The organism is Caballeronia sp. GAWG1-5s-s (assembly GCF_023631445.1).
Lineage (GTDB): Bacteria > Pseudomonadota > Gammaproteobacteria > Burkholderiales > Burkholderiaceae > Caballeronia.
In genome coordinates this window covers 35,129-58,584 of the sequence record NZ_JALQDC010000034.1, presented here as the reverse complement: position 1 = coordinate 58,584, position 23,456 = coordinate 35,129, and the positions used below count along the sequence as shown (strand labels likewise).

Below are 23,456 nucleotides of genomic sequence, written 5' to 3'. Positions count from 1 at the left end.
GATGAACGGGAGTCAGTTGTGTCGTCTCGACGAAGTGCCGGATGGCGGTGCTCTCGTCGTTCCGAAAGAGTCAGTGGGGCCCTCCATCGTCGTGGTCCGGCGTGGCGACAAGGCCTGGGCGTATGTCAATCGCTGCCCGCATTTTTCGGTATCCTTGGACTTCGTGCCTGGGAGTGTTTCGTGTTATCGATCGCAGGTCTTGATGTGCGCTCATCATAGTGCGCTGTTCAGGTTCGATGATGGCAAGTGTATCGATGGGCCGTGCAAGGGTGCCGCTCTGGACGCGGTGCCTGTAGAGGTTGACCGTAATGCATGCGTTGTATTTGCTGGTACGTCCGCTTAAGTCGTTACGCCTGCCTTGAAACGGGAACGGTGCCATACACTCGCTCGCTCGCGACATCACTAAGCGCGGCAACGCATGGGCCTGTACGGAGGGAGCGTACTTCACATACGCGCCATGAGGCTGCGGCGGGACAGGAAAGAAGCCTTGCATCGAGGCTCCAAGATACGCCGAACCGACTGGCGCCGCTTGGACTTTCTTGACATGGGCTATGCAAAACTCTCTGCCCTCCGAAGAGCTATTCGCTTTTCTCAATGAACTCGGCGACGAAGCCCGAACTCTCGCGCTGAAGTATTTCAGAGCTCGATTCGATGTTGCGACGAAGCCCGACAGCAGTCCCGTAACGGACGCAGACCGCGCCATCGAGCGGAGGGTACGCGAAATCATCGCCAGGCGATTTCCCTGTCACAGCATCTTCGGCGAGGAGGAAGGCGGAGTGATTGCGGCAGGGACGAACTGGGTCATTGACCCCATCGATGGCACGAAGGGCTTTATCGCCGGCGTGCCACTCTTCGGCACGCTGGTCGCGATGGTCGAAGACGGCCTTCCAACGTGCGGAATGATCGAAATGCCTGCGTTGCGGGAGCGCTGGATAGGAGATGGGAGGCAGACGTTACTCAACGGTCAGGTCTGCAAGACGAGTTCATGTGGACGGTTGCGTGAAGCGAGACTTTGCACCACTGACCCCTATACGTTCCGGGACCACGCCGCTACTGCATTCGAGTCCCTTGCCCGGTCGGCGATCCTCACTCGCTACGGTACGGACTGCTACGGCTATGCGCTGCTTGCATCGGGACACGTCGACCTCGTGGTGGAAACGGAGTTGGAAGTGTTTGACGTGATGGCGCTGGTTCCAGTCGTACGTGGCGCGGGCGGTGTCATCAGCACATGGTCGGGCGCCGCAGTCGATGCCGGATTTGATGGAACGATTCTCGCGGCGTCCACACCGGAGTTGCATGCCGAGGCCATTCAGTTCATGGCAGCGCCGTGATGATCAGCCGCCCTTGGATGGGATCAGCGCAGGCAGTGGCTAGAACCTGCCCTAACGCGGACATGCTCGAGGTTGAACGCCTTAGCCAGCAACGACGGCCAATCGGCGAGCGAAAAAAAGCCCGCGCGGGGCATGGGCGGGCTGAGGTCCACGTCCGAGAGAGAGGGGAAGGACGCGGAGGAGACACGCCTCTTTCGCAATCGTCATACCTGAGCCCTACTGAAACTCCGGCACAACGGGTGCACGAATCGTCGATCCTTGCCTACGCCAAGGCCATCTACGTTTTGCGCACCTCGGCAATGCCATCTGCGGCCTTATCGAAGCCAGAATTGCCGAGCTCTGATGGCCATTTGCAGGGATGTAATTCCGCTCGAGTTGCAAGACTCACCGACATCTCCAGCGGTCGCCAAAGCGTGCTCGATCCGTCTCGGCGAACACCAGAAAGGCCAATTGCTCGGACGACTGCTAGAATCGGCGCTTGCATTCTAGGTACACGGACATGGGATTCGAACAACTCGCTGCTCTCAAGAAGCAGCTCGCGCAACAGACTAAGAACGCCGGTAAGCCGGCCGCAAAGAAGCAGGCTACGCAGTCGAAGCGACCGCCGCGGACCACCGATACCGGGCCGGTCGACCCGGCGGTGCATACCATCGGCAAGCTACAGAAGCGTTTCCCGAACGCCTTCCCCAAAAACCCTGCGCCGAAAGTCCCGCTGAAGGTGGGTATCTTGCACGACCTTCTGGCGCAGAAAGCGGACCTGTCCCTATCCGAGCAGGAACTCAAGGACGCAATCAAGGTTTGGTGCCGAGGAACGCGTTACTGGAGCAGCCTTGTCGAAGGTGCGCCTCGGGTCGACTTGGCGGGTAATCCGACTGGACAAGTCACGTCAGCAGACGCGGGGCGCGCGCGGCATTTGCAGGCTGCCGCGAGGCCACGCCAGAAGTCGGCGGTTCGCGCCTCCGAGAAGAACTCGGAAGCCGGTGAGAAGTAATTTCTCGAAATTGCCGGGCGCGCGATCGGTGCATTCACGAACGCGCGTACTGTTCAACCGATAGTCGTCGCTCACTGCTTCGTTCAAGCAATCACTGAGCGTTCAGTACATCGGGGCGCTGAGACAATGCAATCAGGAACCGCAACGACGCCCCTCGCGGCGGGCGCCATTGCCTTTATTCGCTCACTCACAGCATCGCCAACTTTCTGATGCGAACCAGTGCGACCAAACTGACAACGGCGGCCGCAATCAAGTAGAAGCTGGGCGCAAGCTGGTTTCCCGACAGACCGATCAGCGACGTGATAATGAATGGAGCAAAGCCGCCGAAGACGGTGACCGACACGTTATATCCGACGGACATGCCGGTCGTGCGATTCCGTGTCGGAAAGAGGTCGCTAAGCAATGCGGGTAGCGCACCGAAGTACGCCGCGTTCGCCACGCCGAAGAAGACCTGCACCCAGACGAGCGCGGGGAACGTCGGGTGATCGTGCAGTAGTCGAAACGCCGGGTACGCGGCGACCAGAAAGAAGGCTCCGGCCACCATCATGACTTTGGTTCTGCCCACGCGGTCGGACAGATGGCCGAATACAGGCGCGCCGATCATTTGAATGACGCCAGTCGCAATAGTCGCAGTAAAGGCAGCGGCGGCAGGCAATCGGAGTTGCTTGACCGCATACGTGGGCATGTACAGGATCAGATACGTCGCCACTGTCCCGAGAACGACCGCGCCTATGGCCAGGATGAGGCGCTGTCCTTGATTCCTGAACGTGTCTGCTAAAGGATTGCCCTCGGTCTCCGTAATCACGAATTCGGGCGTTTCGTCGACGTTGCGCCTGATGTAGTAAGCCACGGGCCCAATCAACAACCCGAGAAAGAATGGGAGTCGCCATCCCCAGCCGAGCACTTGCGCCGGGGTAAGAGCGGTCGTCAACCAGGTGCCCGCGAGTGCAGCAAGCAGCGTCGTGAGGCCCTGACTGGCGGCCTGCCAACTCGCGAAAAATCCGCGACGCTGACCGCCGTGTTCCGCGAGAAACGCAGTCGCGCTGCCGAACTCGCCGCCCGCCGAGAAGCCCTGAATCATTCTGGCGACCACGATTCCCACTGGCGCCAGAACGCCGATCGTCGCGTACGTTGGCATGATCGCGATGAGCGACGTGCCGATCATCATCAAAAGGATGGACAGCGTCAGCGCGGCTTTGCGGCCTGCCTTGTCCGCATAGACGCCCAGCACGACGGCGCCGAGCGGACGCATGAAGAACGATACGCCGAAGGTTCCAAGCGTCAGCAACAGCGAGATGGTCTCGTTGCCGTTGGGAAAGAACAGCTTGGAAATGGTAACGGCGAAAAACCCATAGATGACCAGGTCGAACCATTCCAACGCATTGCCGATGGATGCCGCAAGTATGATGCGCCATTTACGTCGATCTGCTGCCTCTCTCTCGAGCGAAACGCCCGGCACATCAGTCATCGAGATTCTCCTCCCGTTTGTTCAACCTGCGAGCCTTGTCTTCTCTCCAGATTATGCCTTGGCCTGGGAACAAATGACGTTGTATCGCCACCTGGGGGAATAACGCGCCGACCGTCGTACTTGTTAAAGCAAGCGGAGTAGAGAGTGATCCAGCGTTGGCGCCCTCTTCTTTCGATACGCAATTCGTTTCGGCCTCGATCATGAGACCCTTGCGACGCTCAGAACCGATCCGCACGAAACGGTGTCAGGTCGACCACCGGACGGCTGCCTGTAATCGCCTCCGCAATCAAACGCCCGGTGATCGGTCCAAGCGTCAGGCCATGGTGCGCATGGCCAAAGGCAAACCACAGATTCCGGTGATGCGGCGCGGGCCCAATGACGGGCATCATGTCGGGAGTACAGGGACGACACCCGAGCCAGGGTTCGGAGTCGACTCGTTCCCCCAATGGAAAGACTTCGCGGGCCAGAGGCTCGATAGCTTCCAGTTGCACCGGCGTCTTGGGCGAGTCCCTGAAGCCAAGTTCCACGCCCGTGGTCAAGCGAATGCCTCTCACCATCGGCGTAATCATGTAGCCGATTTCCGCATCGAGAACCGGCTGATTCAGCGTCGCGCCGGGCTTGCTCGCATAATGCATGTGGTAGCCGCGTTTCACCTGGAGCGGCAGACGATACCCCAGCTTCGTGGTCAGGTCGCCCGACCATGGGCCCAGGGCAATGACCCCGACATTCGCCTCGACGTCGCCCGAGTCGGTTCTCACGCGCCAACCCTCACTGAGCGTCGAAGCGTCTCCGGCGAGCACCACGCCGCCGAGTTTTTCGAAGAGCTTCGCATAGGCACCGACAAGGCCGGCTGGGTCACTGACTGAATCAGACGACGAGTAACGTACTGCGGCTCGAAGAACCGGACTCAACGACGGCTCACTTCGATGCAGAGCGTTTCCTTCGAACACGTCGAATTCGATTCCGTATTCCTCTCTCCAGCGCGCCGCCTCGGCGACGGCCGCTTCGAAAGCCTTGCCTGTACGGAACGCCTTCATCCACCCGTTCTTTCTCAATAGCGCCTGTGCGCCCGCCGCGTCGATAAGCTCGCGGTGTTCCGAAACGCAATGCTCGATGAGCGTCGAATAGGCTCTCGCGATGCGTGCGTGACGGTCGGCTCGCGAGTGCTGCCAATACTTCACCAGGAACGGCGCCAGCCTTGGCATCGCCATAGGGTGATAGCGCACGTCCGTCGCGCGATTGCCTGCGTAGTGCGCAAGGGACGCGAAGTCGCGAGGCAAGGCGTACGGATAGACGCCTTCGCGCTGGATAAGGCCGGCATTGCCGAGTGAGGTTTCCTTGCCCGGTGCTTTGCGGTCGATGAGCGCCACGTTGAGGCGTCTACGCTGCAATTGCAAAGCGACGGACGTGCCGACGATACCGGCGCCGAGAACCATTGCGTCGAACTTCATGTCGATGTTCCTTCCGTTTCGCCGTATGCACACAGCTTAGCTTCGCTAACTAGTCGCTTCAGCTTTGTGGTAACGACCCGGGGCGAACGTACGCAAACATGTGCGATACGTAATCCGCCTTTCCGAGTTGGACACCGTGGTGCCGCAGTATGGCGTACGCGGTCGTGAGGTGAAAGTAAAACTGCGGCAGCGACCAATCGCGCGCGTACTGGTCGCCGGTCATGTCGAAGACGATGCCATCGGGCAATTCGAGCGCAATGGGCAGTGTGGCGCCTGCATCTAATGCGTCGGACGCGAGCCCGCTGAGAAACGATATCGAGTCGGCGATTCGCGCTTGGGCATCCTGCAACGAACCCGACTGGGTGTCCGCGTTCCACCCTTCGCGCTGCAACTTCCCGAGCGCCTCGGGAAGCGGCTCACCGCGCAGACGATGAGCAGGCTCTAGCGCCTGAAAGCACGCAAACCTTACCTGCGAAGCAAGCGGATACATGTCCGAAGCGAGCCGTAGTGATAACAGTGCATTTGGGTCACCGCCCGATGCGCGCTCATGAGCCGCTGCTTTTTCGAGCCAGGTCGACAGCGCGCGCAGCATCTGTGTGAATGAGGGAACGAGAAGCCGAGTCAGCGACATGCATGAACTCCCGATGCGTTTCAACCGAACACCGACACCGCTTGTCAACGGGGAAAGCGATTGCAGAAGCACGAACATTGTCTTCTGCATCAGTATTGCATAGTTGAAAGCACGAGGACGAGGCTGCTATCGGCTCGTCGAGGAGCCGCAAACGCATCAGCCCACGAACGGCAGCTTGCGCTCGCGCGCTTCCGCCAGCATCGATACGGTGATCTTGCGTACCTCCAGCTTGCTTTGCGTGATATGCGAACGCAGTAGCATGGCCGCTTCACCGCACTTGCCACGATCGATGCAGCGGAGCATCTTCGCGTGTTCCTCATACGTGGCGCTGGTCCGATGCGGCTTCAGAAAATCCAACCGCCGCACGATGCGGATGCGCTCCGTCACCTCGTCGTGCACGCGCAGCATCTCGCCGTTGCCGCTTGCGCGAACGAGTCCGCGATGAAAGTCCTCGTCCATGCTGAACATCGCGACCGGGTCCGTTTCGCGCGCCTCCGGCGGCACGCACCAGACGGCTTTGAGGGCACTGATGTGCGGATGTGGCGGCGCGGTCGACCCGAGCTTGTCGAGCGATGCGGTCTCGAGCACGATGCGCAAGTCATAGAGCTGGTCGAGCTGCGCGAAGTCGATCTCGGACACCTTCCAGCCACGCCTGAAACCCACTTCCAGATAGCCTTCGCGCAACAGCCGAAAGAGCGCATCGCGCATCGGCGTGCGGGACACGCCGTAGTATTGCGCGATGTCCGTTTCGGAGAAGCGGTCGCCGGGAAAGAGACTAAAGCTGAAGATGTCCTGCTTCAGTTGCTGATACACCTGTTCGGCGAGCGGATTCGCTGCCTGAATGGCGCGCACGGCCGCGCGCTCCATGAGTTTGGGCGAGTCGATTCGGTGTCTCCTGCAAAGCGGCTCAAAGGGCTTTCTCAGGGCCTTCCTCAGGGTCTTTCAATCAGGCTCACGTGCGCGGCGACGATCGTCCATCCCGCGAATGCGTTCATGCTGTCGGAAAGCCGCGCCCATGTCTGCATCTGGCGACCGAGCAAGTGCGTCGCGTCGCTCGTGAACTCGGTGCTGACCGTGGCATGATCCGCGCCGAATGTCGTCACGACCGTGCGATGCAGCCGCCTCGAACGAGGCACCGGCGCGCAGGTCTCGCGCCACCGGCGAATGGCATCGCCGCCATGTTGCACTTCGGCGATGCCGTAGCGCACGGTTTGCGGCGCGTGCCAGAAGAGCGCGTTCATGGTGGCGATATCGTTATCGACGAGCGCCCGTTCATACGCAACGAACGCGCGCTCCACTTCAGCCACGATATCCGGGCGGTTCACTTCCATCGTCATGGGTCAGGCTTCCTGTAGATCGGCGAGCGTCGCCGTCCATCCGACGATACCGCCCTGCGAGCGAATCATCTCGATGGTCGCGGTCTTGAACGCTGGAATGTAGCTCGCGGACGCGTCCTCGATCAGCACGCATTCGTAGCCGCGGTCGTTCGCTTCCCGCATGCTCGTCTGCACGCACACTTCGGTCGTCACGCCCGCGAAGACCAGATGCGTGATGCCGCGTTGCGCCAACTTTTCGCCGAGACCCGTCGCGTAGAAAGCGCCCTTGCCCGGCTTGTCGATCACGAGCTCGCCCGCAATGGGCGCGAGTTCATCGACGATCGCGTTGCCCGGCTCGCCGCGCACGAGAATGCGGCCCATCGGTCCCATATCGCCGATGCGCGCTTGCGGTGCGCCGCGCAGCCGCTTCGCAGCGGGACAATCCGAAAGATCCGGCGCATGCGACTCGCGCGTATGCACGACAAGCCAGCGTTCGTTGCGCGCGTGATCGATGAGCCGCGCTACCGTCGGCACGATCGACGCGAGCAGCGACACGTCGTTGCCGAGGCTTTCGCCGAAGCCGCCGGGTTCGATGAAATCGCGCTGCATGTCGATGACGATCAACGCCGTATGCGATGCCTCGAAGATGAACGGCGACGGCCGCGCGCGCGTGATGGCCGGCATCGCCTCATCCCTTGTAGCGGCGATCGGGCGCCGGAAACCCGCACGACGTACCGTCTTTGACGACGACATCCGCTTCCCACGGCAAGCGATACTCTCCGCGCACCATGTCCTGCATGAACGTGTACGGGCAATCCTGCGCGCCGCCCTTCACAGCCACGTAGCCGCGATGCCCGAACTGGTAGATGTTGTTCTCGACGCCCCAGTGAATGCGCGCTTCGCGCACGAGATCGGGCCGCATTTCGCAGGTGATGATTTCGTCGGGACGATGGCTGCCTTCCACCATCACCGCGCCGTCGAAGTCGCAGAACATGCCCTCGCCCATCGAGTCGAACGTGCCGTCGCTGCCGCAGAGACACACGCTCGCGGTCTGCGCGAGATTCTGGAACGCGTTCGACTGATTGGTGATCTTCCATGCATGCCGGATCGGCGCGGTATAACCGGCCGTGCGCAGGATGATCTCCGCGCCCTTGTAGGCGGCTTCGCGCGCCATCTCCGGAAACATGCCGTCGTGACAGATGATGAGCGAGAGCTTCGCGCCCTTCGGCCCGATGCACACCGGCACCCCGACATTGCCCGGCTCCCACGGCTCGACCGGCACCCAGGGATGCATCTTGCGGTAGTAGAGCGCAATCTCGCCCCGATCGTCGATGATGATGCCGCTGTTGTACGGATTGCCGCCCGGATTGCGCTCCATGATGGAGAAGCATCCCCAGATGCGATGCTCGATGCAGGCCGCCTTGAATGCCGCCACTTCGGGGCCGTCGAGCGAGCACATGATGGCGTCGTCGGTACTCATCGACAGGCCGTGCAGCATGTATTCCGGGAACACGACGAGATCCATCGCCGGATTGTTGCGGCGCGCCTTGCCCACCATGTCGACAATGCGGCGCGTCTGCGCGGCGAGCTGCTCCGGCGTCGTCACATCCGGATTCTGCAACTGCACGAGTCCCACGACGATGCCTTGCGGCGACTTGTTCAACCCACCGAGACCGCTCGAACTCATTCTTCCTTGCTCCTTTCTTTATGCGTGGACGGTGACCGGCTCGGACGTATCGCGCGTGGCGCTTTCGACGTGGCCCGCCATATGTCTTCCCAACGCGACGCGATCCGCGCCGCTCGCAGCCGTTTCATGGACGATCCGGCCTTCCGCGATCACCGCGATGCGGTCTGCCAGTTCCAGTAGTTCATCGAGGTCCTCGCTGACGAGCAGCACGGCCGCGCCGCTATCGCGTGCGGCGAGGATGCGCGCATGAATGTCCGCCACCGATGCGAAGTCCAGCCCGAACACCGGATTTGCGACGATCAGCACATCGACCGCCTGGCCGAGTTCGCGCGCGAGCACCGCGCGTTGCACGTTGCCGCCCGACAGCGTGCCGATGGCGCGAGCAGGCACCGGCGGCCTGACGTTGAATTCGGCGATGAGCCGTTCGGCCCGCTCGCGCATCGCGCGGCGATCGAGCCGCCAGCCGTGGCGCTTCATCGGCGGGCGATCGAAGTCGCGCAACGCGAGGTTCTCGGCAATGCTCATGTTCGCGACGCATGCGTTGCGCAACGGTTCCTCGGGCAGCGCGAACACGCGCAGCCGCGTCATTTCCTCCCGCGTCGCGCGATACGGCTCGCCGTGCATGCGCATCTCGCCCGCCTCGACGCGCCGCTGTCCGACGAGCGCCTCGATCAGTTCCTTCTGTCCGTTGCCCGATACGCCCGCGATACCGAGGATCTCGCCCGACTTCACCGCGAGCGAGACTTCGCGCACGGCCGCATGCCCGCGATCGTCGATCACGCTCAGGTTTCGCAACGCGAGGCGCACCGGCGCATCCGACGGACAAGGCCTGCGCGCAGGGCGCGTTTGCGCCAGTTCCGGATCGTCCGATGGCGCTTGGCCGCCCATCATCCATGCGGCGAGCCGGTCGCGGGTCGTGTCCGCCACGGCGCTGGTGCCGACGAGCCTGCCTTTGCGCAGCACCGTGACATCATCGGCATAGGCCATCACTTCCCGGAACTTGTGCGTGATCATCAGCACCGTCAGTTCGCCGCGCGCGGCGAGATCGCGCATCAGGCCGAGCACTTCGTCTGCTTCCTGCGGCGTCAGCACGGAAGTCGGTTCGTCGAGAATCAGAAAACGCTGCTGTAGATACAGCTGCTTCAGGATTTCGAGCTTCTGCTTTTCGCCGGCGGCAAGGCCGGCGACAGGGGCGTCGAGCGGCAGACGGAAGGGCATCGACCGCATGAAGGCTCGAAGCGCGGCGCGTTCCTTTGTCCAGTCGATCTTCCACGGCAGACGTCCTCGCGCGAGCAGCAGATTCTCTTCCACCGACAAGCCCGCCGCCAGCGTGAAATGCTGATAGACCATGCCGATGCCGAGCGCCTGCGCATCGCGCGGCGACGCGATCCTGACCTGCCGCGCATCCGCGATGATCTCGCCGTCGTCGAGCACGCCATAGCCGACGAGCCCTTTCACGAGCGTGCTCTTGCCCGCGCCGTTCTCGCCGAGCAGCGCATGGACGGTGCCCGCGCGCACCCTGAGCGTCACGCCGTCGAGCGCGGTAAAGGCGCCGAAGCGTTTGGTCGCGCCGAGCACTTCGACGCTCATCGCCTTGATCGAAGCATTCATGGCCGGCTTCCCAGCGCGGCGAGCAGCGCCTTCGAATCGGACACCGTGCCGAACACGCCGCCCTGCATCAGCACCATGTTGAGCGCAGCGTCGTGGTTGCCGCGGTCGGTCGCGCCGCAGCAGTCCGCGAGAATGGTGCACTCGAAGCCGCGGTCGTTCGCTTCGCGCATCGTCGTGTGGACGCAGACGTCTGTCGTGATGCCCGTCAGCACCAGATTGACGATGCCGCGCGTGCGCAGCACCATCTCGAGGTCGGTGGCGCAGAACGAGCCTTTGCCCGGCTTGTCGATGACGATCTCGCCATCTAGCGGCTTCAGTTCGTCGATGATTTCCCAGCCCGGCTCCCCGCGCACGAGAATCCTGCCGCACGGTCCTTCATCGCCGATGCCCACGCCCTGCGTTCCCGCGCGGCGGCTTCTCCATCGCTTGTTGGCGGGCAGGTCCGAGAGATCGGGCCGATGCCCTTCGCGCGTATGGATGATCGTGAAGCCCTGCTCGCGCATCAGCGTGAGGACGTTCCTGATCGGCTCGATGGGCGCGCGCGTCATCGAGAGGTCGTAGCCCATCTTGTCGACATAACCGCCGACGCCGCAGAAATCCGTCTGCATGTCGATGATGACGAGCGCGGTGTTCTCAGGGAGCAGGTTGCCGTCGTAAGGCCACGGATAGGGCCGTGCTTCGATGAAGCGGGTCATTGGGTTCGCTCCGGGATTAAATCGACGAGTGAATCAACGAGTAAGGCTGAGTTCGCCGGGCGCGCCGGCGAGCGTGCGGTCCGGTCGGCAGTTGACGAGCATGATCGCGAGCGTCAGCACATACGGCGCGGCGTTGAAGAGGTAATAGCCGGTCGTGACGCCGATAGCCTGAAGCGCCGGACCGAGCGCGCCCGCGGCCCCGAAGATCAACGCGGCCCACAGGCACCGCAACGGCTGCCAGCGCGCGAAGATGACGAGCGCGACGGCCATCAGGCCTTGTCCGCTCGACAGCCCTTCGTTCCAGCTGCCGGGATACACCAGCGACAGATACGCGCCGCCGACACCCGCGAAGAAGCCGCCGGCGGTCGTCGCGAGAATGCGCACGCGCGTGATCGGATAGCCCATCGCGCGGGCGCTTTCCGCGTTCTCGCCGACGAGACGCAGGGCCAAACCCCAGCGCGTATGACGCAAGCCCCATTGCAAGGCGAACGCCAGCAGCACCCCGGCGATGAACAGCGGATTCACATGCAGCGCGTTGTGCAACTGCGGCGACGACGCCCATGCGCCGAGGTCGATCGACGGCAACATCGGCGCCTGCGGCTCGATGAACGGCTTGCCGAGGTAGAACGCGAGGCCGGTGCCGGCGAGCATCAGCGCAATGCCGAAGGCAATATCGGACACGCGCGGCAGCGAGCACACGAGACCGTGCAGGCAGCCGAGCAGCAGTCCCGCGCATCCGGCGGCGAGCACGCCGAGCCACGGCGAACCGGACAGGTACGCGGCGGCGTAACCGGTCATCGCGCCGGAAACGAGAATGCCTTCGAGCCCGAGATTGACGCGGCCGCCCTTCTCCGTCAGGCATTCGCCGATGCTCACGAACAGATACGGCGTGCTGACGCGAATAGCGCCCGCGAAGAGCGACAGCAAGAGCACGGCGACGGGTGATTGTGCATCAAACATGCGTGCCCTCCAGTCCTGCGGCAGAACGCGCTGCCGACATCGCCTGCAAGCGGATGCGCCATGCCGCGAGACGGCCGCCCATTGCTTCCCACGCGAGCAGATTGGCGAACAGAAGGCCCTCCAAGACGAGCGTGGTGGCGTCGGGCAAGCCCAGACGGCGCTGCAAGAGCGAGCCACTCGCTTCGATGCCGCCGACGAGGACCGCGCACAACACGATGGCGAGCGGATTCTGGCGCGCCGCGAACGCGACGAGGATGCCTGCATAGCCATAGCCCGCGAGCAGCGAGGCGTTCGCGCTGCCCTGCACCGCCGCGACTTCGAACATGCCGGCGAGGCCCGCCGCTGCGCCGCCCATCGCGCATGCGGCGATGGCGAGCCGGTTCACCGGCAGGCCGACGAGCTTCGCCGCATGATTGTTGCCGCCCGCGACGCGCATCGCGAAGCCCCGGGTGCTGTGACGCACGAAGACCCATGCCGCGATGCACGCGAGCGCGCCCCACAGCAGGCCCCAGTGCACGTCGAGGCCGGGCAGCGAACCGATCGCGAGCGCATCGGGGACCGGTGGCGTCGATGGCTTGTTGAGGCTCGCGGGATCGCGCAACGGGCCTTCGACGAGATGTTTGAACAAGGCAATCGCGATATACGACATCAACAGGCTGCTGATGGTCTCGTTGACGCCGCGCAGCTGCCGCATCGCGCCGACCGCGCCGATCCACACGCCGCCCGCGAGCATGCCGGCGAGCGCCATCAGCGGCGCGGCGGCGAACCACGGCATCGCGGCCGGCACGTGCGCCGCCACGACGGCCGACGCCAGTCCGCCCAGCGCGAGCGCGCCTTCGCCGCCGATCACGATCAGCCCGACCTGCGCGGGCAACGCGACGCACAACGCCGTGAGCATCAACGGAGCGGCGCGCAATAACGTGCTCTGCCATGCGAACGACGAGCCGAACGCGCCCTGTCCGATGAGCAGAAGCGCATCGTAAGCGGGTTGGCCCTGCACGAGCAGAAACAACGAGAACAGCGCCAGCGTGCCGGCGAGCGCGCTCAGCGTCGGCAACGCGGGCAATGCGCCGACGGCAGCGCGCGATAACAAGGAAGAGGATGGCATCTCAGCTCCGCTTAGCGAATCCAGTCAGATCTGCCCGACGACGCCCGAGACGAGATAGTTCATGCTCTCCAGCTTGATATCCGTCTGCGCGTAAGCGGTGCCGGACGCGATGGCGCTGCCGCCCTTGTTGTCCTTCAACGGGCCTTTGAAGATGACGTATTCGCCCGCCGCCATCTTCGACTTGATCGCATCGGCGTTGGCTCTGGCGTCCGGCGTGACCTTCGCGCCATACGGCGACATCTTCACGAAGCCTTGCTTGAGGCCGCCACGCAGGATGTTCGGTTGCGGCTTGCCGGTCTGCGCATCAGTAACAATTTCCTTGAACGGCGTCTGCCAGTCCCACTCCGCTCCGGTCAGATAACCTTTCGGCGCAAGCGCGGCCTGGCTCGCGTGATAACCGCAGCTCATCGCGCCGCGTTTCTCCGCTGTTTCGATGACGACCTTCGGGCCATCGACGTGACAGGTGAGCACGTCGCACCCCTGATCGACGAGACTGTTGGCCGCTTCGGCCTCCTTGACCGGCATCGACCAGTCGCCGGTGAAGATGACATGCGTCGTGATCGACGGATCGACCGATTGCGCGCCGAGCGTGAACGCGTTGATGTTTCGCAGTACTTGAGGAATCGGCTTGGCGGCGACGAAGCCGAGCTTCTTGCTCTTGCTCGCGTGACCGGCCACGACGCCGTTGAGGTACTGGCACTCATCGATATAGCCGAAGTAACTCGCGATATTCGCCGGGTCGCCCTGCTTCCACAGACCGCCGCAATGCGCGAACCGGACCTTCGGATACTTCGCGGCCATCTTGAGCACGTGCGGGTCGAAATAGCCGAACGAGGTCGCGAAGATCAGCGTCGCGCCGTCCTGCTCGATCATCGCTTCCATCGTCTTTTGCACGGCGACGGTCTCGGGCACGTTCTCTTCCTCGACCACCTTCACGCCCGGCATTTTGCGGATGACCGCCGTGGCCTGCGCCTGCGCCTGGTTGTACCCGTAATCGCCCTTGGCGCCGACGTAGATCACGCCGACGGTGAGGTTGCTCGCGCCGAATGCGAGATCGAACGGCAAGGCGCTGCCGAGCGCGAGCGCGCCCGCGCCTTTGATGAACTGGCGGCGATTGGTCATGGTGTGGCTTCCTGTGTGAATGGATGGTCAGTGTGGGGATGCGACGCTGTGCCGGTACGCGCGCCAGCCGCCGAATGAAGTGAGGTCGTGTCGTGATCGTGCCGATGCCGAGCGGCGCGAACATCGCCGCGCGCGGCGTAGCGCGCGGCAGGCCAAGCCTTCGACGAGCGAACGGACAGCGATGGGCATATCAGCCACAGGTGCTTCCATGAGTTCAATCTTGAATACAAGTTGGAACTCGCAATGCACTGTCCATGCCAAGCGAGATTTCTGCTTTGGTTTCAGAGACTTGATCCAATGAAGCGGATGACGCCGACGCCAGCCGACCCATTCGGGGTCACGCTGCGGCCAGCGATGGTGCGTGCGATCCCTCTGCGGGTGCACTGTCGGGAGTTGACTTTTTGGCGCGAGTCGCGGCCGTCGCGCCGACTGCAATCATTGGCACGGGAGAAGGACGCGTCGTGGAAGGTCCCCGCTTGCGTACGCTAAAGCGGATCTCGCCCGTGCTCCCGCAATTCAGGCTCGAAGAAAATCCAGCGCGCGGCCGGGAATTGAGCCCGCAGTTCATTCTCCAGGCGGTCGATGGTCCGTACGAGCTCATCCGCGCTCTCGTGCGGTCCCAGTTCCGCCTGAACGGCGACGACCAGATCGTCCGACCATTTCAGCACGATGAGACTCACGATGCGCCGCAGTTCCGGCCGCGCTTCGAGCCACTGACGCATCGCTTCGCGCGTTTGCCGGTGCGCCGACTCGCCCACCAGCAGCGACTTGATTTCGCGCATCGAAAATAGCGCGGTTGCCATCAACACGATGCCGACACCGATGCTGCCGAGCGAATCGTAGACGGGATCGTCGGTGAACATCGACAGGCCGACGGCGATCAGCGACACGATGACGCCGGCGAGCGCGGCGAGGTCCTCGCTGACCGCGAGCATCACTGCAGGACGCCCGCTTTCGCGGAACCAGTGCAAGAGTCCGCGCGCGCGATGCCGAGGCTCGATGCTGCGTATGGATGCGCGCAACGCCATGCCCTCGACGACGCCGGACACGCACATCACCGCGATCGCGAGCCACGGATGATCCAGCGACGAGCCGTGCACCACGCGATACGTCCCGAGCGCAGCCGATGCGACGCCGCCCAGGACGAACAACTGCATGGCGACGAGCATGCTGTACACATAGGTCTCGCGCCCGAAGCCGAACGGATGCTGCTCATCGGGCTTCGCGCGCGCGGAGCGATAGCCGACCAGCAGGACGATCTGATTGAGAGAGTCCGCGCTCGAATGAACAGCTTCCGCGAGTGCGGCGCCGGAATTGGTAAAAAGGGCGACGCCGTACTTGCACGCTGCGACGACGATGTTCGAGGCCAGCGCGTAATAGACCGCGCGCGGCGTGCCCGACGCCTTGCGGCCGGATCGCGTTCCCATGACCGTCTTTCGTCCTGAACTGGATCCAGTGAACGCGCAACCGTCGTGCCGGGTTTCGTAGCGCCTGCTTGGTGACTGGCGTTGGAAGTCGGATGTTATCGGCGTCTCGCGTTGATCTGCCGTCGTCGGCCATTTCCTTGGTCATGTCGCGGTCATGGAATTGCGCGATGCCGCCCTTGGTTTCGAGAGAATCTGGAATCCGATCTTCGATGACTATCTGGGCGATATCAGCAGGCTGTTCTCCGCTAACCATCTCATCGACGATCACTTCTATAACGGCTTGCCGTGGCGCGTGAGCGCGCGCCATGTGGCCATTGATCCGCATGCACCGCTCGTGCTCACGATACTCCCGCTTCGCGCCGACGCCCCGATCTATCTCGACTCGCGGTTCGATCCGCGGCCATGCGTCGAAGGGCAGATCGCCGAGCTCACCGCAGTGACCGTCGTGCCGGAATATGAAGTCGCGGTGCGATAGCGAGCGGCAGTCATGCGTCAGACGACGAAAACCGCCGTCGACGCGCGCAACTCGCCGGCTTGGGCTTCGAGCGCATTCGTCGCAGCCGCGGCTTCTTCAACGAGCGCCGCGTTCTGTTGCGTCACCTGGTCCATCTGCGATACCGCCTGGTTGACCTGTCCGATGCCTTTGCTTTGCTCTTCAGATGCTGCGGCGATCTGGCTCATCAGCACAGTGACTCGCTTGATGGCTTCTGTCATCTCCGTCATCGTCGCGCCAGCGTCCTCGACGTGCGTCGTTCCAGCGCGCACGCGTTCGACGGACCTGTCGATCAGTTCCCGCACTTCTTTCGATGCCGCTGACGACCGTTGCGCGAGGGAGCGCACTTCCGAAGCCACCACGGCAAAGCCGCGGCCGTGCTCGCCCGCGCGCGCGGCTTCGACGGCAGCATTCAGCGCCAGGATGTTCGTCTGAAACGCTATGCCCTCGATGATGCCGGCGATCTCCGCGATCTGCCTGGAGTCGCCGTTGATCGCTTCCATCGTCGCCACGACATCGGAGACCACACTTGCGCCACGGTGCGCGACGTCTGCCGCTGCGGAAGCGAGACGATTCCCTTCGTGCGCGTAAGTCGCATTGTTAGTCACCGTCGACGTCAATTCTTCCATGCTCGCTGCAGTCTGCTGGAGCGATGCAGCCTGTTCTTCCGTACGCTGGGAAAGATCGAGGTTGCCGGCCGCGATTTGCTTGGACGCAGTGGCGATCGAATCCGCGGACGTCTTGATGGCCGTGACGGTCTGCTTGAGTTGGTCCTGCATGCGGCTGATGGAATAGAGAAGGCTCGTGCGATCACCCGCTTCGGTCACGACCGACGTCGATAAGTCGTTGCTCGCGATCCCGTCTGCGATTCGAACCGCATATTCGGGCTCGCCGCCGAGCGTGCGTCGCAGGGAACGGTTCAACAGAACTGTCGTCAATGCAAGCAGCGCAGCCATGCCAGCGAAGACCAGAAGCGCGCGATAGACCGACCGCATGAAGTCCGCCTGAAGGTCATCGAGGTAGACGCCCGTCAAGATCGTCCATTGCCACGGCGCATAGGCGACAACGCGGCTGAGCTTGGGCACGCTCTTGCTCGCGCCCGGCTTCGGCCAGCTGTACCGAAGAAAGCCCTGCCCGTCGCGCTGCGCGAGCGCTACCGCATCGGACCACATGTGAATGCCGTCCTTGTCCTGAACGTCTTTGGCACTCTTGCCTTCCATCTCCGGCTTCGTGGAGTGCATCACCAGCGTGACATCGGGATCGATGATGGCGAAATAGCCATCGCCGCTGTAACGCATCACGCGCACGCGCTCGGCTGCCTGCTTGCGCGCTTCGGCGTCCGTGAGCTGCCCCGCCTGCACTTTCGCCGCGTAGTCTTTGATCGTATTCAGAGCCGCATCCGTGACCGCGCCGAGCGTGGCGCGACGTTCCTCGAATCGGATGGCGCGCATTTCGAAGGCATCGAAGATCGAAAGTGCGGTGAGGCAAACGAGGCTGATCGCGAGGGGAATCCACATGCGGACGCGGAACGGAATATTTTTCATTATTCGATACTTAGGGAAAACCCTCGTTTACGGCAAGATTACCGATTACTTGAGTGTTTAGCCAATGAACGGCGCAGACCTCGAAACGAAAGATGCCGCAAGCCCCGAATTATTTTCTTACCTTTCGAAACTTTTCTCCTGAAAGCATTTCGTAATATCTTATGTCGTGCACTCCGGAGGAAATGTATGAACCGACCGAAACGGATGTTGGTAGCAAACGTTGCCTGGGCCCGTGAAACGGCCGAAACCGATCCGCAATTCTTCCCCCAACTCGCGCAAGGGCAAAGTCCGAAGGTTTTGTGGATCGGCTGCGCGGACAGCCGCGTGCCCGCCGAGACTGTCACGCAGTGCAATCCCGGCGATCTGTTCGTCCATCGCAACATCGCGAATGTGTTCAATCCTTCCGATGACAACACCATGAGCGTCATCGAATACGCGGTCAAAGTGCTGAAGGTCGATCACATCATCGTCTGCGGGCACTACGGCTGCGGCGGCGTGCGCGCGTCCTTGCTGCCGCTTTCGCGCGATCTGCCGCATGTGAACCGACGCATCGCGCCGCTGTGCGCCCTCGCCGATGCGCATCGGCATGAACTCGAAGCTCTCTCCGATCTCGATGCGCGCACGAACCGGCTCGCCGAACTCAACGTGCTCGAACAAGTGCGCCTGCTGCGTGCCGAGCCTGTCGTTCGCACGCGCGAGACGCCGCCCCTCGTGCACGGCTGGATCTTCGGCCTGCACGACGGCCTCATCAAGGAGCTCGCATCCGCTTATGACGATGATGCAACGCGACGCGTAGAACACGCGGCTTCCGAAGCGCTCAGGACAGCGGAACTCGCCGTCCGCTGAGCGTTTCGCGACGCCGCAGACCACAACTTCGCCCTAAAAGTCATTCGAGAACATGAAACCAGCCAATCGTTTAGCCGACTTCCCGCGCGATCTGTTCGCGGGCACAGTCGTTTTTCTGGTCGCGATGCCGCTATGTCTAGGCATCGCCAATGCGTCGGGCGTCGAGCCGTTTGCGGGGCTCCTGTCGGGGATCATCGGCGGGCTCGTCGTCGCGTTGCTGAGCGGTTCGCAACTCAGCGTGAGCGGGCCCGCAGCGGGACTCATCGTCATCGTCGTAGATGGCATCGCGGGCCTCGGCAGCTTTTCTGCATTCCTGCTTGCGGTATTGCTGTCGGGCGCGATCCAGTTCGGCTTCGGCCTGCTGAAGGCGGGGCGCTTTGCGGCCTATGTGCCGTCCTCGGTCATCAAGGGCATGCTGGCGGCCATCGGCCTCTTGCTCGTCATCAAGCAGATCCCGCTGGCCGCAGGTCTCGCCAATGAAGGCGCGCCGGCAGCAAGCGGTGCCGGCATGCTGAACACGCCGTTCGGTCCTGTATCGATTGCCGCGAGTGTCGTCGCCATCGTGTCGCTTGCCATGCTCGCGGCCTGGGAAACGCGCGCGTGGCGCCGCTTTGCGATGGTGCGCGCGGTCCCGGCGCCGCTCGCAGTGGTGGCACTGGGCATCGGCATGACCTTGCTGCTGGATATGTTCGCGCCCGGCTTTGCGCCGCCCGCGCAGCATCGCGTTGCGTTGCCCGCGCTCGAATCGTTCGGCGCGTTCGCCGCTGCGCTCGAACTCCCCAACTTCGCCGAGCTCGTCAATCCGAACGTATGGCGTCTCGCAGTGACGCTTGCCATCGTCGCGAGTCTGGAGACCTTGCTCAGCCTCGAAGCCGTTGAGCAACTGGATCCGAAGAAGCGCGCCGCGCATCCCGACCGCGAGTTGAAGGCGCAGGGCATCGGCAACATGATGGCGGGCGCGATAGGCGCGTTGCCGATCACATCGGTCATCGTGCGCAGTTCGGCCAACGTGCATGCGGGCGCGCAAAGCCGCTGGGCATCGTTCATTCATGGCGCGCTGCTGCTGGTGAGCGTGTTTGCGCTCACGAGCGTCATCAACCTGATTCCTCTCGCGTGTCTCGCAGCGATTCTGATCTTCACGGGCCTCAAACTGGCGAAGCCTTCGTTGTTTGCCGCCATAGCCCGACAAGGCATGGAGCGCTTCCTGCCGTTCATCGTCACGATTGCAGGCGTGTTACTGACCGACTTGCTGATGGGCATCCTGCTCGGCATAGCATGCAGCCTGCTGCTCGCGTTGCGCGCGAATCTCAGACGGCCCATCACGATGGCGCAGCACGACGATCACTATCTTCTGTCGTTCCGCAAGGATGTGTCGTTTCTGAGCAAGGTGACGCTGAAGCACCATCTGCGCGCGATTCCGAATGGCGCGACAGTCATCATCGATGCCACGCGCGCCGATCATGTCGATGGGGACGTGCGCGAGATCATCGACAAGTTCATTGCCGATGCGCCCGCCAAAGGCATGCATGTCGAATGCAGGCAGATGCCGCGCGCCGAACCGCCGCGATTGCGCATGCGGCTCCGGCCAGAGTAGGCATCGCGCGTCGACGATAGTCATCGAAAAACCGTCGAAGTCTTCGCCGACCGTCTGCCCGGCGGTCGGCGACAGGCGAGCGCGCCGAAGCACCGCTGTCGATGCCGAAGCGGGCGACTGCTCTCACGCGCGCGTGTCCAACACATCGAGCACGCTCTTCTGCACTCCATCCCGTGCGATATCCGTTCGCTGCCCGGTCCACGTCGAACCGTCGAAACACGCGATCTTCTTTCGGCCGAAGGCCCACAGTCTGTTCCCCGCGGAAGAGAAGTTCAGGAAGTCGCCCTGGCAAAGCTTGCCTTCGATCTGCTCGGCTGCTCCATCGACATAGCTCCAGATGCCATCATCCAGAATCAGGTACAGGACGCCTTTGAACCAATGCACGTCCCAAATGGTCGCATCCGTGCCGATGTGCGAGGCGTCCCAATGGTCGTGCCGCCCGGAAACGAGAATCCCGCCTCTCCCTCCGATATGCGCGACGCCATCCGCCGCACAGCAGATGCAATGCAAGTGCACATTCGTCGGTGCATCGATCTTGCGCCACGTCGTGCCGTCGTAGCTCCAGATCTCGCCGTCCAGACCAGCGGCGTAGATCTCCGTCCGGTCGAATCCGTCTATGGCGTTGAAGCCGACGCCGAACGCGCCGGAGTCGTTCACCATGTTGTCATCGAGCTGGCGCCAGCCATCCGCGTCGGTTCTTTCGTACACCTGACGACTCATTCCGGCCGCATAGACCGCGTTCCCGATCGAGCAGAGCGATCGGATAACGGAAACAGCGAGCGCGTCGCGTCTCGACATGGCCTCCCGGCGACAGGCGCGACCCTCGATGACGAGCACCTGACCGCCCCATCCCGCAATCACCAGTGCGCCGGAGGCATCGTCCGTTCGAGCAATGTCCGCGGCAATCCAGGGCAGGATCGGTTCATCCGCGATCGCCGACCATGCGCGCCCCTTGCACGAAAGGGGAATCGAATGCTGCGTGCGCTCCTCGGCAAGCCGGTCATTCAGCGCGACGATCAGGCACGCTTCGTCTGAGACGGCCGCACCGCGGAGAATCGAGCAATTTTCGAGGAAGTTCATGGTGCGATCACCTCACTCTCCAATCAATACATCAGCCGTAGTATCCACTTCATCGGGTCACCGTAAGTAATGGCCCGTATTTTGGTCGTGTCGCTGATTCCGCACTCGTTGTCGTAAGCATCGAGTTGAGCACGAATGCACTTCTCGTCGCACTGCGTGAACACGCTGCGCACCGAGCGCGCCCCGTTCTCCTTGGCCTCGCCATAGGTGGTCGCCCGCTGCCCTTCGAGCTTGCTTCCGTCGGACAGGTGGAGAGTCTGGTTGTCGGGGCACCGCGACGCCGCGTCGCCTCGCAGGGCGCTCATGAAGCCATGATCTTTCGAATAGGCGCCGCCTTTCGCACAACACACAGGCGCCCGATTAAGGTTGTATTTCTCGCAGCCCGCGATGGGGACGCCGCCCTGTCGCCCGGTCGCAAAAGACGACGCCTCCACCAGGTGATCGCCGGTCACTCCCTCGCAACAATTCGGCGACCCGCTGCCGCCATAGCGCACCAGCATGCAGACCTGAGCCTTCTGGCACTTGTCGTCGGCGCACTGCGCGTCGCGATCCGTCCCATGTTTGGCGCAAGCGCCGCGCTCGGCTTTTTTTTCGTCCTCGCAGGGATCGCCCGATCCGACGGCCATCGAATCGGCGAACGGCCACGGCGGCGTTTGGCCGGGCGGTGGATTGTGGTTGTGGGTCGTCAGGTCGAGATGACGAACGACGTTCTCGCCCTCCACCTTGACATCCATCGACCATGCGTTGAAATAGACCTTGCCCTGATTGGTGCTGGTCACGACGCCTTTCTTCGGCGCGCTGCCGGCTTCGTCGCCCGTGCTCTTCTTGAAGTAACTCTTGTTCTTGAGCATGACCTCCTGGCCGGAAATGGCCACGGTTGTCGATCCGTCAGCGGTGTCACCGTCGACCCCGGTATTCGGGTACGGAACCGGCACGCCGGGCGGCGTCGCGGGCGTCTGCGGAGGCGTGAAGCACACATCCGGAAATGCGCAGATCGACTTGCCAGCGCCCTGCTTGCACGACACTTCCCTTGTGTTGGCATAGACCTCGTTGCTCATCGCGCGACTCCGTAGCGCAGCACGGCGGCGGTGCGCGCGCCGGCGTCGTTCGCGCAGTGAGCGAGGATGTCGAGGCCTGCGGTGTAACCCTTGCGGCAAGCCGCGTCCGCGACGGCGAAGAGGGCAATTCCGTCTGCCGCGCCGGTGCGGCCCAGAGACTCGGCCGGGTGCCAGATATCGAATACCTCCTTGCGAGCGCGCAGGATGCGTGACAGCGCAAGCGTCGCTTCCTTGAAATAGTACTGCTCTCCTGCGAGATCGGTAATGCGGTAATCGAGATCATGGAGTTCGCAACCGGCATCCGAGAGCGCGCTCCTGATCGCGCAAGTCAGGCCGTCCGCGCGCAGTGGCTCGCCGGAGTCGATGTGAGCCTTCTCCACGCCAAAGCCGATGCCCGTGCACAGCAGCGCATCATCGTCACCCGGTTTGCCGACGAGCAGCCCGCCGGCCGCCTCGCCCGGCATGAAGCCGTCGGAATGACGCGGCGTGAGCAGCCTGTCTTCATGCTCGTATGCGCTGAGCGTGGGCCAGGTGAGCAGGCTGTCGGTCGCGGCAATCAGCACATGGCGGCATTGCGCCTCGTAAATGAGCTCGCGCGCAACGGTCAGCGCCAACATCGCGCTCACGCGGCCCTGCGCGATGACGGCGGATTCGGCCGCGAAGCGCACGCCGAGTTCCCTTTCAACGTCGTGAAGCAATTGCTCGTCGAGGCCGTCGAGCCGACCGGGGCGCTCGCGCTCGGCCACGCAGAGTAACAGCGGAATGCTTGCCCAGTCCGCGCGCGGAACGCATTCGAGGCATTCGGCGACTGCCATCGCAGCCAGCTTCGCGAGCCTCGGCAGGCCACGCCACGGCTTTTCCAGCGGCACCTGATGCGCCATGATCCAGGCGCCGCCTGAATCCATGAAGCACGTTCGAGAAGGGTTGCTGATCTTTGCGCGAATGGCAGCGCAAGCGGCCGGCGCACTGAGTCCGACGCTGGTAACGAGGCCGGTGCGTTCGATGGCAATGGTCCGGGCGTGCATGGTGTCGATCGATCGGAA

The 23,456-nt window shown here is 62.8% G+C and carries 23 protein-coding genes; 6 read left to right on the top strand and 17 right to left on the bottom strand.

Going from position 1 to position 23,456, the window contains the following annotated elements; genetic code table 11:
* Nucleotide 1 precedes the first annotated feature (1 nt).
* The 3 genes from NCR34_RS25855 to NCR34_RS25845 all read left to right on the top strand — a co-directional run bounded on the left by NCR34_RS25855 (nt 2) and on the right by NCR34_RS25845 (nt 2,322).
* The gene (locus tag NCR34_RS25855) at nt 2-343 is read left to right on the top strand and encodes a Rieske (2Fe-2S) protein (RefSeq protein ID WP_248324003.1); all 342 of its coding nucleotides are present in this window, start codon (nt 2-4) and stop codon (nt 341-343) included.
* Nucleotides 344-551: 208 nt separating this feature from the next.
* Complete coding sequence (locus NCR34_RS25850) at nt 552-1,331, top strand: inositol monophosphatase family protein (protein ID WP_248324002.1); 780 nt, start codon at nt 552-554, stop codon at nt 1,329-1,331.
* A gap of 499 nt (nt 1,332-1,830) precedes the next feature.
* The gene (locus NCR34_RS25845; RefSeq protein WP_248324001.1) at nt 1,831-2,322 is read left to right on the top strand and encodes a ProQ/FinO family protein; all 492 of its coding nucleotides are present in this window, start codon (nt 1,831-1,833) and stop codon (nt 2,320-2,322) included.
* Between the two features lie 187 nt (nt 2,323-2,509).
* Here the strand turns inward: NCR34_RS25845 and NCR34_RS25840 are convergent, their stop codons facing one another.
* From NCR34_RS25840 to NCR34_RS25780, 13 genes are all read right to left on the bottom strand, one after another.
* Entirely contained in the window at nt 2,510-3,790 is a 1,281-nt protein-coding gene (locus NCR34_RS25840; protein WP_248324000.1) for an MFS transporter, read from the bottom strand.
* A 218-nt stretch (nt 3,791-4,008) separates the two neighbouring features.
* On the bottom strand, nt 4,009-5,241 hold the full coding sequence (locus NCR34_RS25835; protein ID WP_248323999.1) for an NAD(P)/FAD-dependent oxidoreductase: 1,233 nt from the start codon (nt 5,239-5,241) through the stop codon (nt 4,009-4,011).
* 58 nt (nt 5,242-5,299) lie between these two features.
* Nucleotides 5,300-5,872, bottom strand: a complete 573-nt coding sequence (locus NCR34_RS25830) for a DUF1993 domain-containing protein (protein WP_248324234.1) — start codon at nt 5,870-5,872, stop codon at nt 5,300-5,302.
* Nucleotides 5,873-6,028: 156 nt separating this feature from the next.
* A complete protein-coding gene (locus NCR34_RS25825; RefSeq protein WP_248323998.1) occupies nt 6,029-6,724 on the bottom strand; it encodes a GntR family transcriptional regulator in 696 nt (231 codons plus the stop codon).
* Nucleotides 6,725-6,804: 80 nt separating this feature from the next.
* Complete coding sequence (gene hpxZ / locus NCR34_RS25820; RefSeq protein WP_248324233.1) at nt 6,805-7,203, bottom strand: oxalurate catabolism protein HpxZ; 399 nt, start codon at nt 7,201-7,203, stop codon at nt 6,805-6,807.
* A gap of 9 nt (nt 7,204-7,212) precedes the next feature.
* A complete protein-coding gene (locus NCR34_RS25815; RefSeq protein WP_248323997.1) occupies nt 7,213-7,872 on the bottom strand; it encodes a cysteine hydrolase family protein in 660 nt (219 codons plus the stop codon).
* A gap of 4 nt (nt 7,873-7,876) precedes the next feature.
* Complete coding sequence (locus NCR34_RS25810) at nt 7,877-8,875, bottom strand: formamidase (RefSeq protein WP_248323996.1); 999 nt, start codon at nt 8,873-8,875, stop codon at nt 7,877-7,879.
* Between the two features lie 18 nt (nt 8,876-8,893).
* Nucleotides 8,894-10,486, bottom strand: a complete 1,593-nt coding sequence (locus tag NCR34_RS25805) for an ABC transporter ATP-binding protein (RefSeq protein ID WP_248323995.1) — start codon at nt 10,484-10,486, stop codon at nt 8,894-8,896.
* Nucleotides 10,483-11,181, bottom strand: coding sequence for a biuret amidohydrolase (biuH, locus tag NCR34_RS25800; protein ID WP_248323994.1), 699 nt, complete (start codon nt 11,179-11,181; stop codon nt 10,483-10,485). Before biuH ends, NCR34_RS25805 begins: the two co-directional genes overlap by 4 nt.
* A gap of 33 nt (nt 11,182-11,214) precedes the next feature.
* Nucleotides 11,215-12,141: an ABC transporter permease gene (locus NCR34_RS25795; protein ID WP_248323993.1), complete on the bottom strand. Its 927-nt coding sequence runs from the start codon at nt 12,139-12,141 to the stop codon at nt 11,215-11,217.
* Nucleotides 12,134-13,249 (bottom strand): ABC transporter permease, encoded by a 1,116-nt coding sequence (locus NCR34_RS25790; protein ID WP_250501248.1) that lies wholly within the window; start codon nt 13,247-13,249, stop codon nt 12,134-12,136. Before NCR34_RS25790 ends, NCR34_RS25795 begins: the two co-directional genes overlap by 8 nt.
* Nucleotides 13,250-13,273: 24 nt before the next feature.
* Complete coding sequence (locus NCR34_RS25785) at nt 13,274-14,371, bottom strand: BMP family ABC transporter substrate-binding protein (protein ID WP_248323991.1); 1,098 nt, start codon at nt 14,369-14,371, stop codon at nt 13,274-13,276.
* A 485-nt stretch (nt 14,372-14,856) separates the two neighbouring features.
* Nucleotides 14,857-15,798, bottom strand: a complete 942-nt coding sequence (locus NCR34_RS25780; RefSeq protein ID WP_248323990.1) for a cation diffusion facilitator family transporter — start codon at nt 15,796-15,798, stop codon at nt 14,857-14,859.
* Nucleotides 15,799-15,952: 154 nt separating this feature from the next.
* Between NCR34_RS25780 and NCR34_RS25775 the strand changes: the two genes are divergently transcribed.
* Complete coding sequence (locus NCR34_RS25775) at nt 15,953-16,273, top strand: hypothetical protein (protein ID WP_248323989.1); 321 nt, start codon at nt 15,953-15,955, stop codon at nt 16,271-16,273.
* Nucleotides 16,274-16,290: 17 nt separating this feature from the next.
* On the opposite strand, the gene NCR34_RS25770 is transcribed toward NCR34_RS25775, so the two are convergent.
* Entirely contained in the window at nt 16,291-17,808 is a 1,518-nt protein-coding gene (locus NCR34_RS25770) for a methyl-accepting chemotaxis protein (protein WP_248323988.1), read from the bottom strand.
* Between the two features lie 213 nt (nt 17,809-18,021).
* Between NCR34_RS25770 and NCR34_RS25765 the strand changes: the two genes are divergently transcribed.
* Both NCR34_RS25765 and NCR34_RS25760 read left to right on the top strand, forming a co-directional pair.
* Complete coding sequence (locus NCR34_RS25765) at nt 18,022-18,681, top strand: carbonic anhydrase (RefSeq protein ID WP_248323987.1); 660 nt, start codon at nt 18,022-18,024, stop codon at nt 18,679-18,681.
* A gap of 52 nt (nt 18,682-18,733) precedes the next feature.
* Nucleotides 18,734-20,275: a SulP family inorganic anion transporter gene (locus tag NCR34_RS25760; protein WP_248323986.1), complete on the top strand. Its 1,542-nt coding sequence runs from the start codon at nt 18,734-18,736 to the stop codon at nt 20,273-20,275.
* A gap of 123 nt (nt 20,276-20,398) precedes the next feature.
* Here NCR34_RS25760 and NCR34_RS25755 read toward each other — a convergent pair whose 3' ends face one another.
* From NCR34_RS25755 to NCR34_RS25745, 3 genes are read right to left on the bottom strand one after another with little or no spacing between them, the layout of a single operon-like run.
* Nucleotides 20,399-21,355, bottom strand: coding sequence for a beta propeller repeat protein (locus tag NCR34_RS25755; RefSeq protein ID WP_248323985.1), 957 nt, complete (start codon nt 21,353-21,355; stop codon nt 20,399-20,401).
* Between the two features lie 23 nt (nt 21,356-21,378).
* The gene (locus tag NCR34_RS25750; RefSeq protein WP_248323984.1) at nt 21,379-22,413 is read right to left on the bottom strand and encodes a PAAR-like domain-containing protein; all 1,035 of its coding nucleotides are present in this window, start codon (nt 22,411-22,413) and stop codon (nt 21,379-21,381) included.
* Entirely contained in the window at nt 22,410-23,438 is a 1,029-nt protein-coding gene (locus tag NCR34_RS25745; RefSeq protein WP_248323983.1) for a hypothetical protein, read from the bottom strand. Before NCR34_RS25745 ends, NCR34_RS25750 begins: the two co-directional genes overlap by 4 nt.
* Between the last annotated feature and the right edge of the window lie 18 nt (nt 23,439-23,456).

Coding starts and splice junctions, on each gene's coding strand:
- NCR34_RS25855 (WP_248324003.1), top strand. CDS start 2: ATGAACGGGAGTCAGTTGTGTCGTCTCGACGAAGTGCCGGATGGCGGT.
- NCR34_RS25850 (WP_248324002.1), top strand. CDS start 552: ATGCAAAACTCTCTGCCCTCCGAAGAGCTATTCGCTTTTCTCAATGAA.
- NCR34_RS25845 (WP_248324001.1), top strand. CDS start 1,831: ATGGGATTCGAACAACTCGCTGCTCTCAAGAAGCAGCTCGCGCAACAG.
- NCR34_RS25840 (WP_248324000.1), bottom strand. CDS start 3,790: ATGACTGATGTGCCGGGCGTTTCGCTCGAGAGAGAGGCAGCAGATCGA.
- NCR34_RS25835 (WP_248323999.1), bottom strand. CDS start 5,241: ATGAAGTTCGACGCAATGGTTCTCGGCGCCGGTATCGTCGGCACGTCC.
- NCR34_RS25830 (WP_248324234.1), bottom strand. CDS start 5,872: ATGTCGCTGACTCGGCTTCTCGTTCCCTCATTCACACAGATGCTGCGC.
- hpxZ (WP_248324233.1), bottom strand. CDS start 7,203: ATGGAAGTGAACCGCCCGGATATCGTGGCTGAAGTGGAGCGCGCGTTC.
- NCR34_RS25815 (WP_248323997.1), bottom strand. CDS start 7,872: ATGCCGGCCATCACGCGCGCGCGGCCGTCGCCGTTCATCTTCGAGGCA.
- NCR34_RS25810 (WP_248323996.1), bottom strand. CDS start 8,875: ATGAGTTCGAGCGGTCTCGGTGGGTTGAACAAGTCGCCGCAAGGCATC.
- NCR34_RS25805 (WP_248323995.1), bottom strand. CDS start 10,486: ATGAATGCTTCGATCAAGGCGATGAGCGTCGAAGTGCTCGGCGCGACC.
- biuH (WP_248323994.1), bottom strand. CDS start 11,181: ATGACCCGCTTCATCGAAGCACGGCCCTATCCGTGGCCTTACGACGGC.
- NCR34_RS25795 (WP_248323993.1), bottom strand. CDS start 12,141: ATGTTTGATGCACAATCACCCGTCGCCGTGCTCTTGCTGTCGCTCTTC.
- NCR34_RS25790 (WP_250501248.1), bottom strand. CDS start 13,249: ATGCCATCCTCTTCCTTGTTATCGCGCGCTGCCGTCGGCGCATTGCCC.
- NCR34_RS25785 (WP_248323991.1), bottom strand. CDS start 14,371: ATGACCAATCGCCGCCAGTTCATCAAAGGCGCGGGCGCGCTCGCGCTC.
- NCR34_RS25780 (WP_248323990.1), bottom strand. CDS start 15,798: ATGGGAACGCGATCCGGCCGCAAGGCGTCGGGCACGCCGCGCGCGGTC.
- NCR34_RS25775 (WP_248323989.1), top strand. CDS start 15,953: ATGGAATTGCGCGATGCCGCCCTTGGTTTCGAGAGAATCTGGAATCCG.
- NCR34_RS25770 (WP_248323988.1), bottom strand. CDS start 17,808: ATGTGGATTCCCCTCGCGATCAGCCTCGTTTGCCTCACCGCACTTTCG.
- NCR34_RS25765 (WP_248323987.1), top strand. CDS start 18,022: ATGAACCGACCGAAACGGATGTTGGTAGCAAACGTTGCCTGGGCCCGT.
- NCR34_RS25760 (WP_248323986.1), top strand. CDS start 18,734: ATGAAACCAGCCAATCGTTTAGCCGACTTCCCGCGCGATCTGTTCGCG.
- NCR34_RS25755 (WP_248323985.1), bottom strand. CDS start 21,355: ATGAACTTCCTCGAAAATTGCTCGATTCTCCGCGGTGCGGCCGTCTCA.
- NCR34_RS25750 (WP_248323984.1), bottom strand. CDS start 22,413: ATGAGCAACGAGGTCTATGCCAACACAAGGGAAGTGTCGTGCAAGCAG.
- NCR34_RS25745 (WP_248323983.1), bottom strand. CDS start 23,438: ATGCACGCCCGGACCATTGCCATCGAACGCACCGGCCTCGTTACCAGC.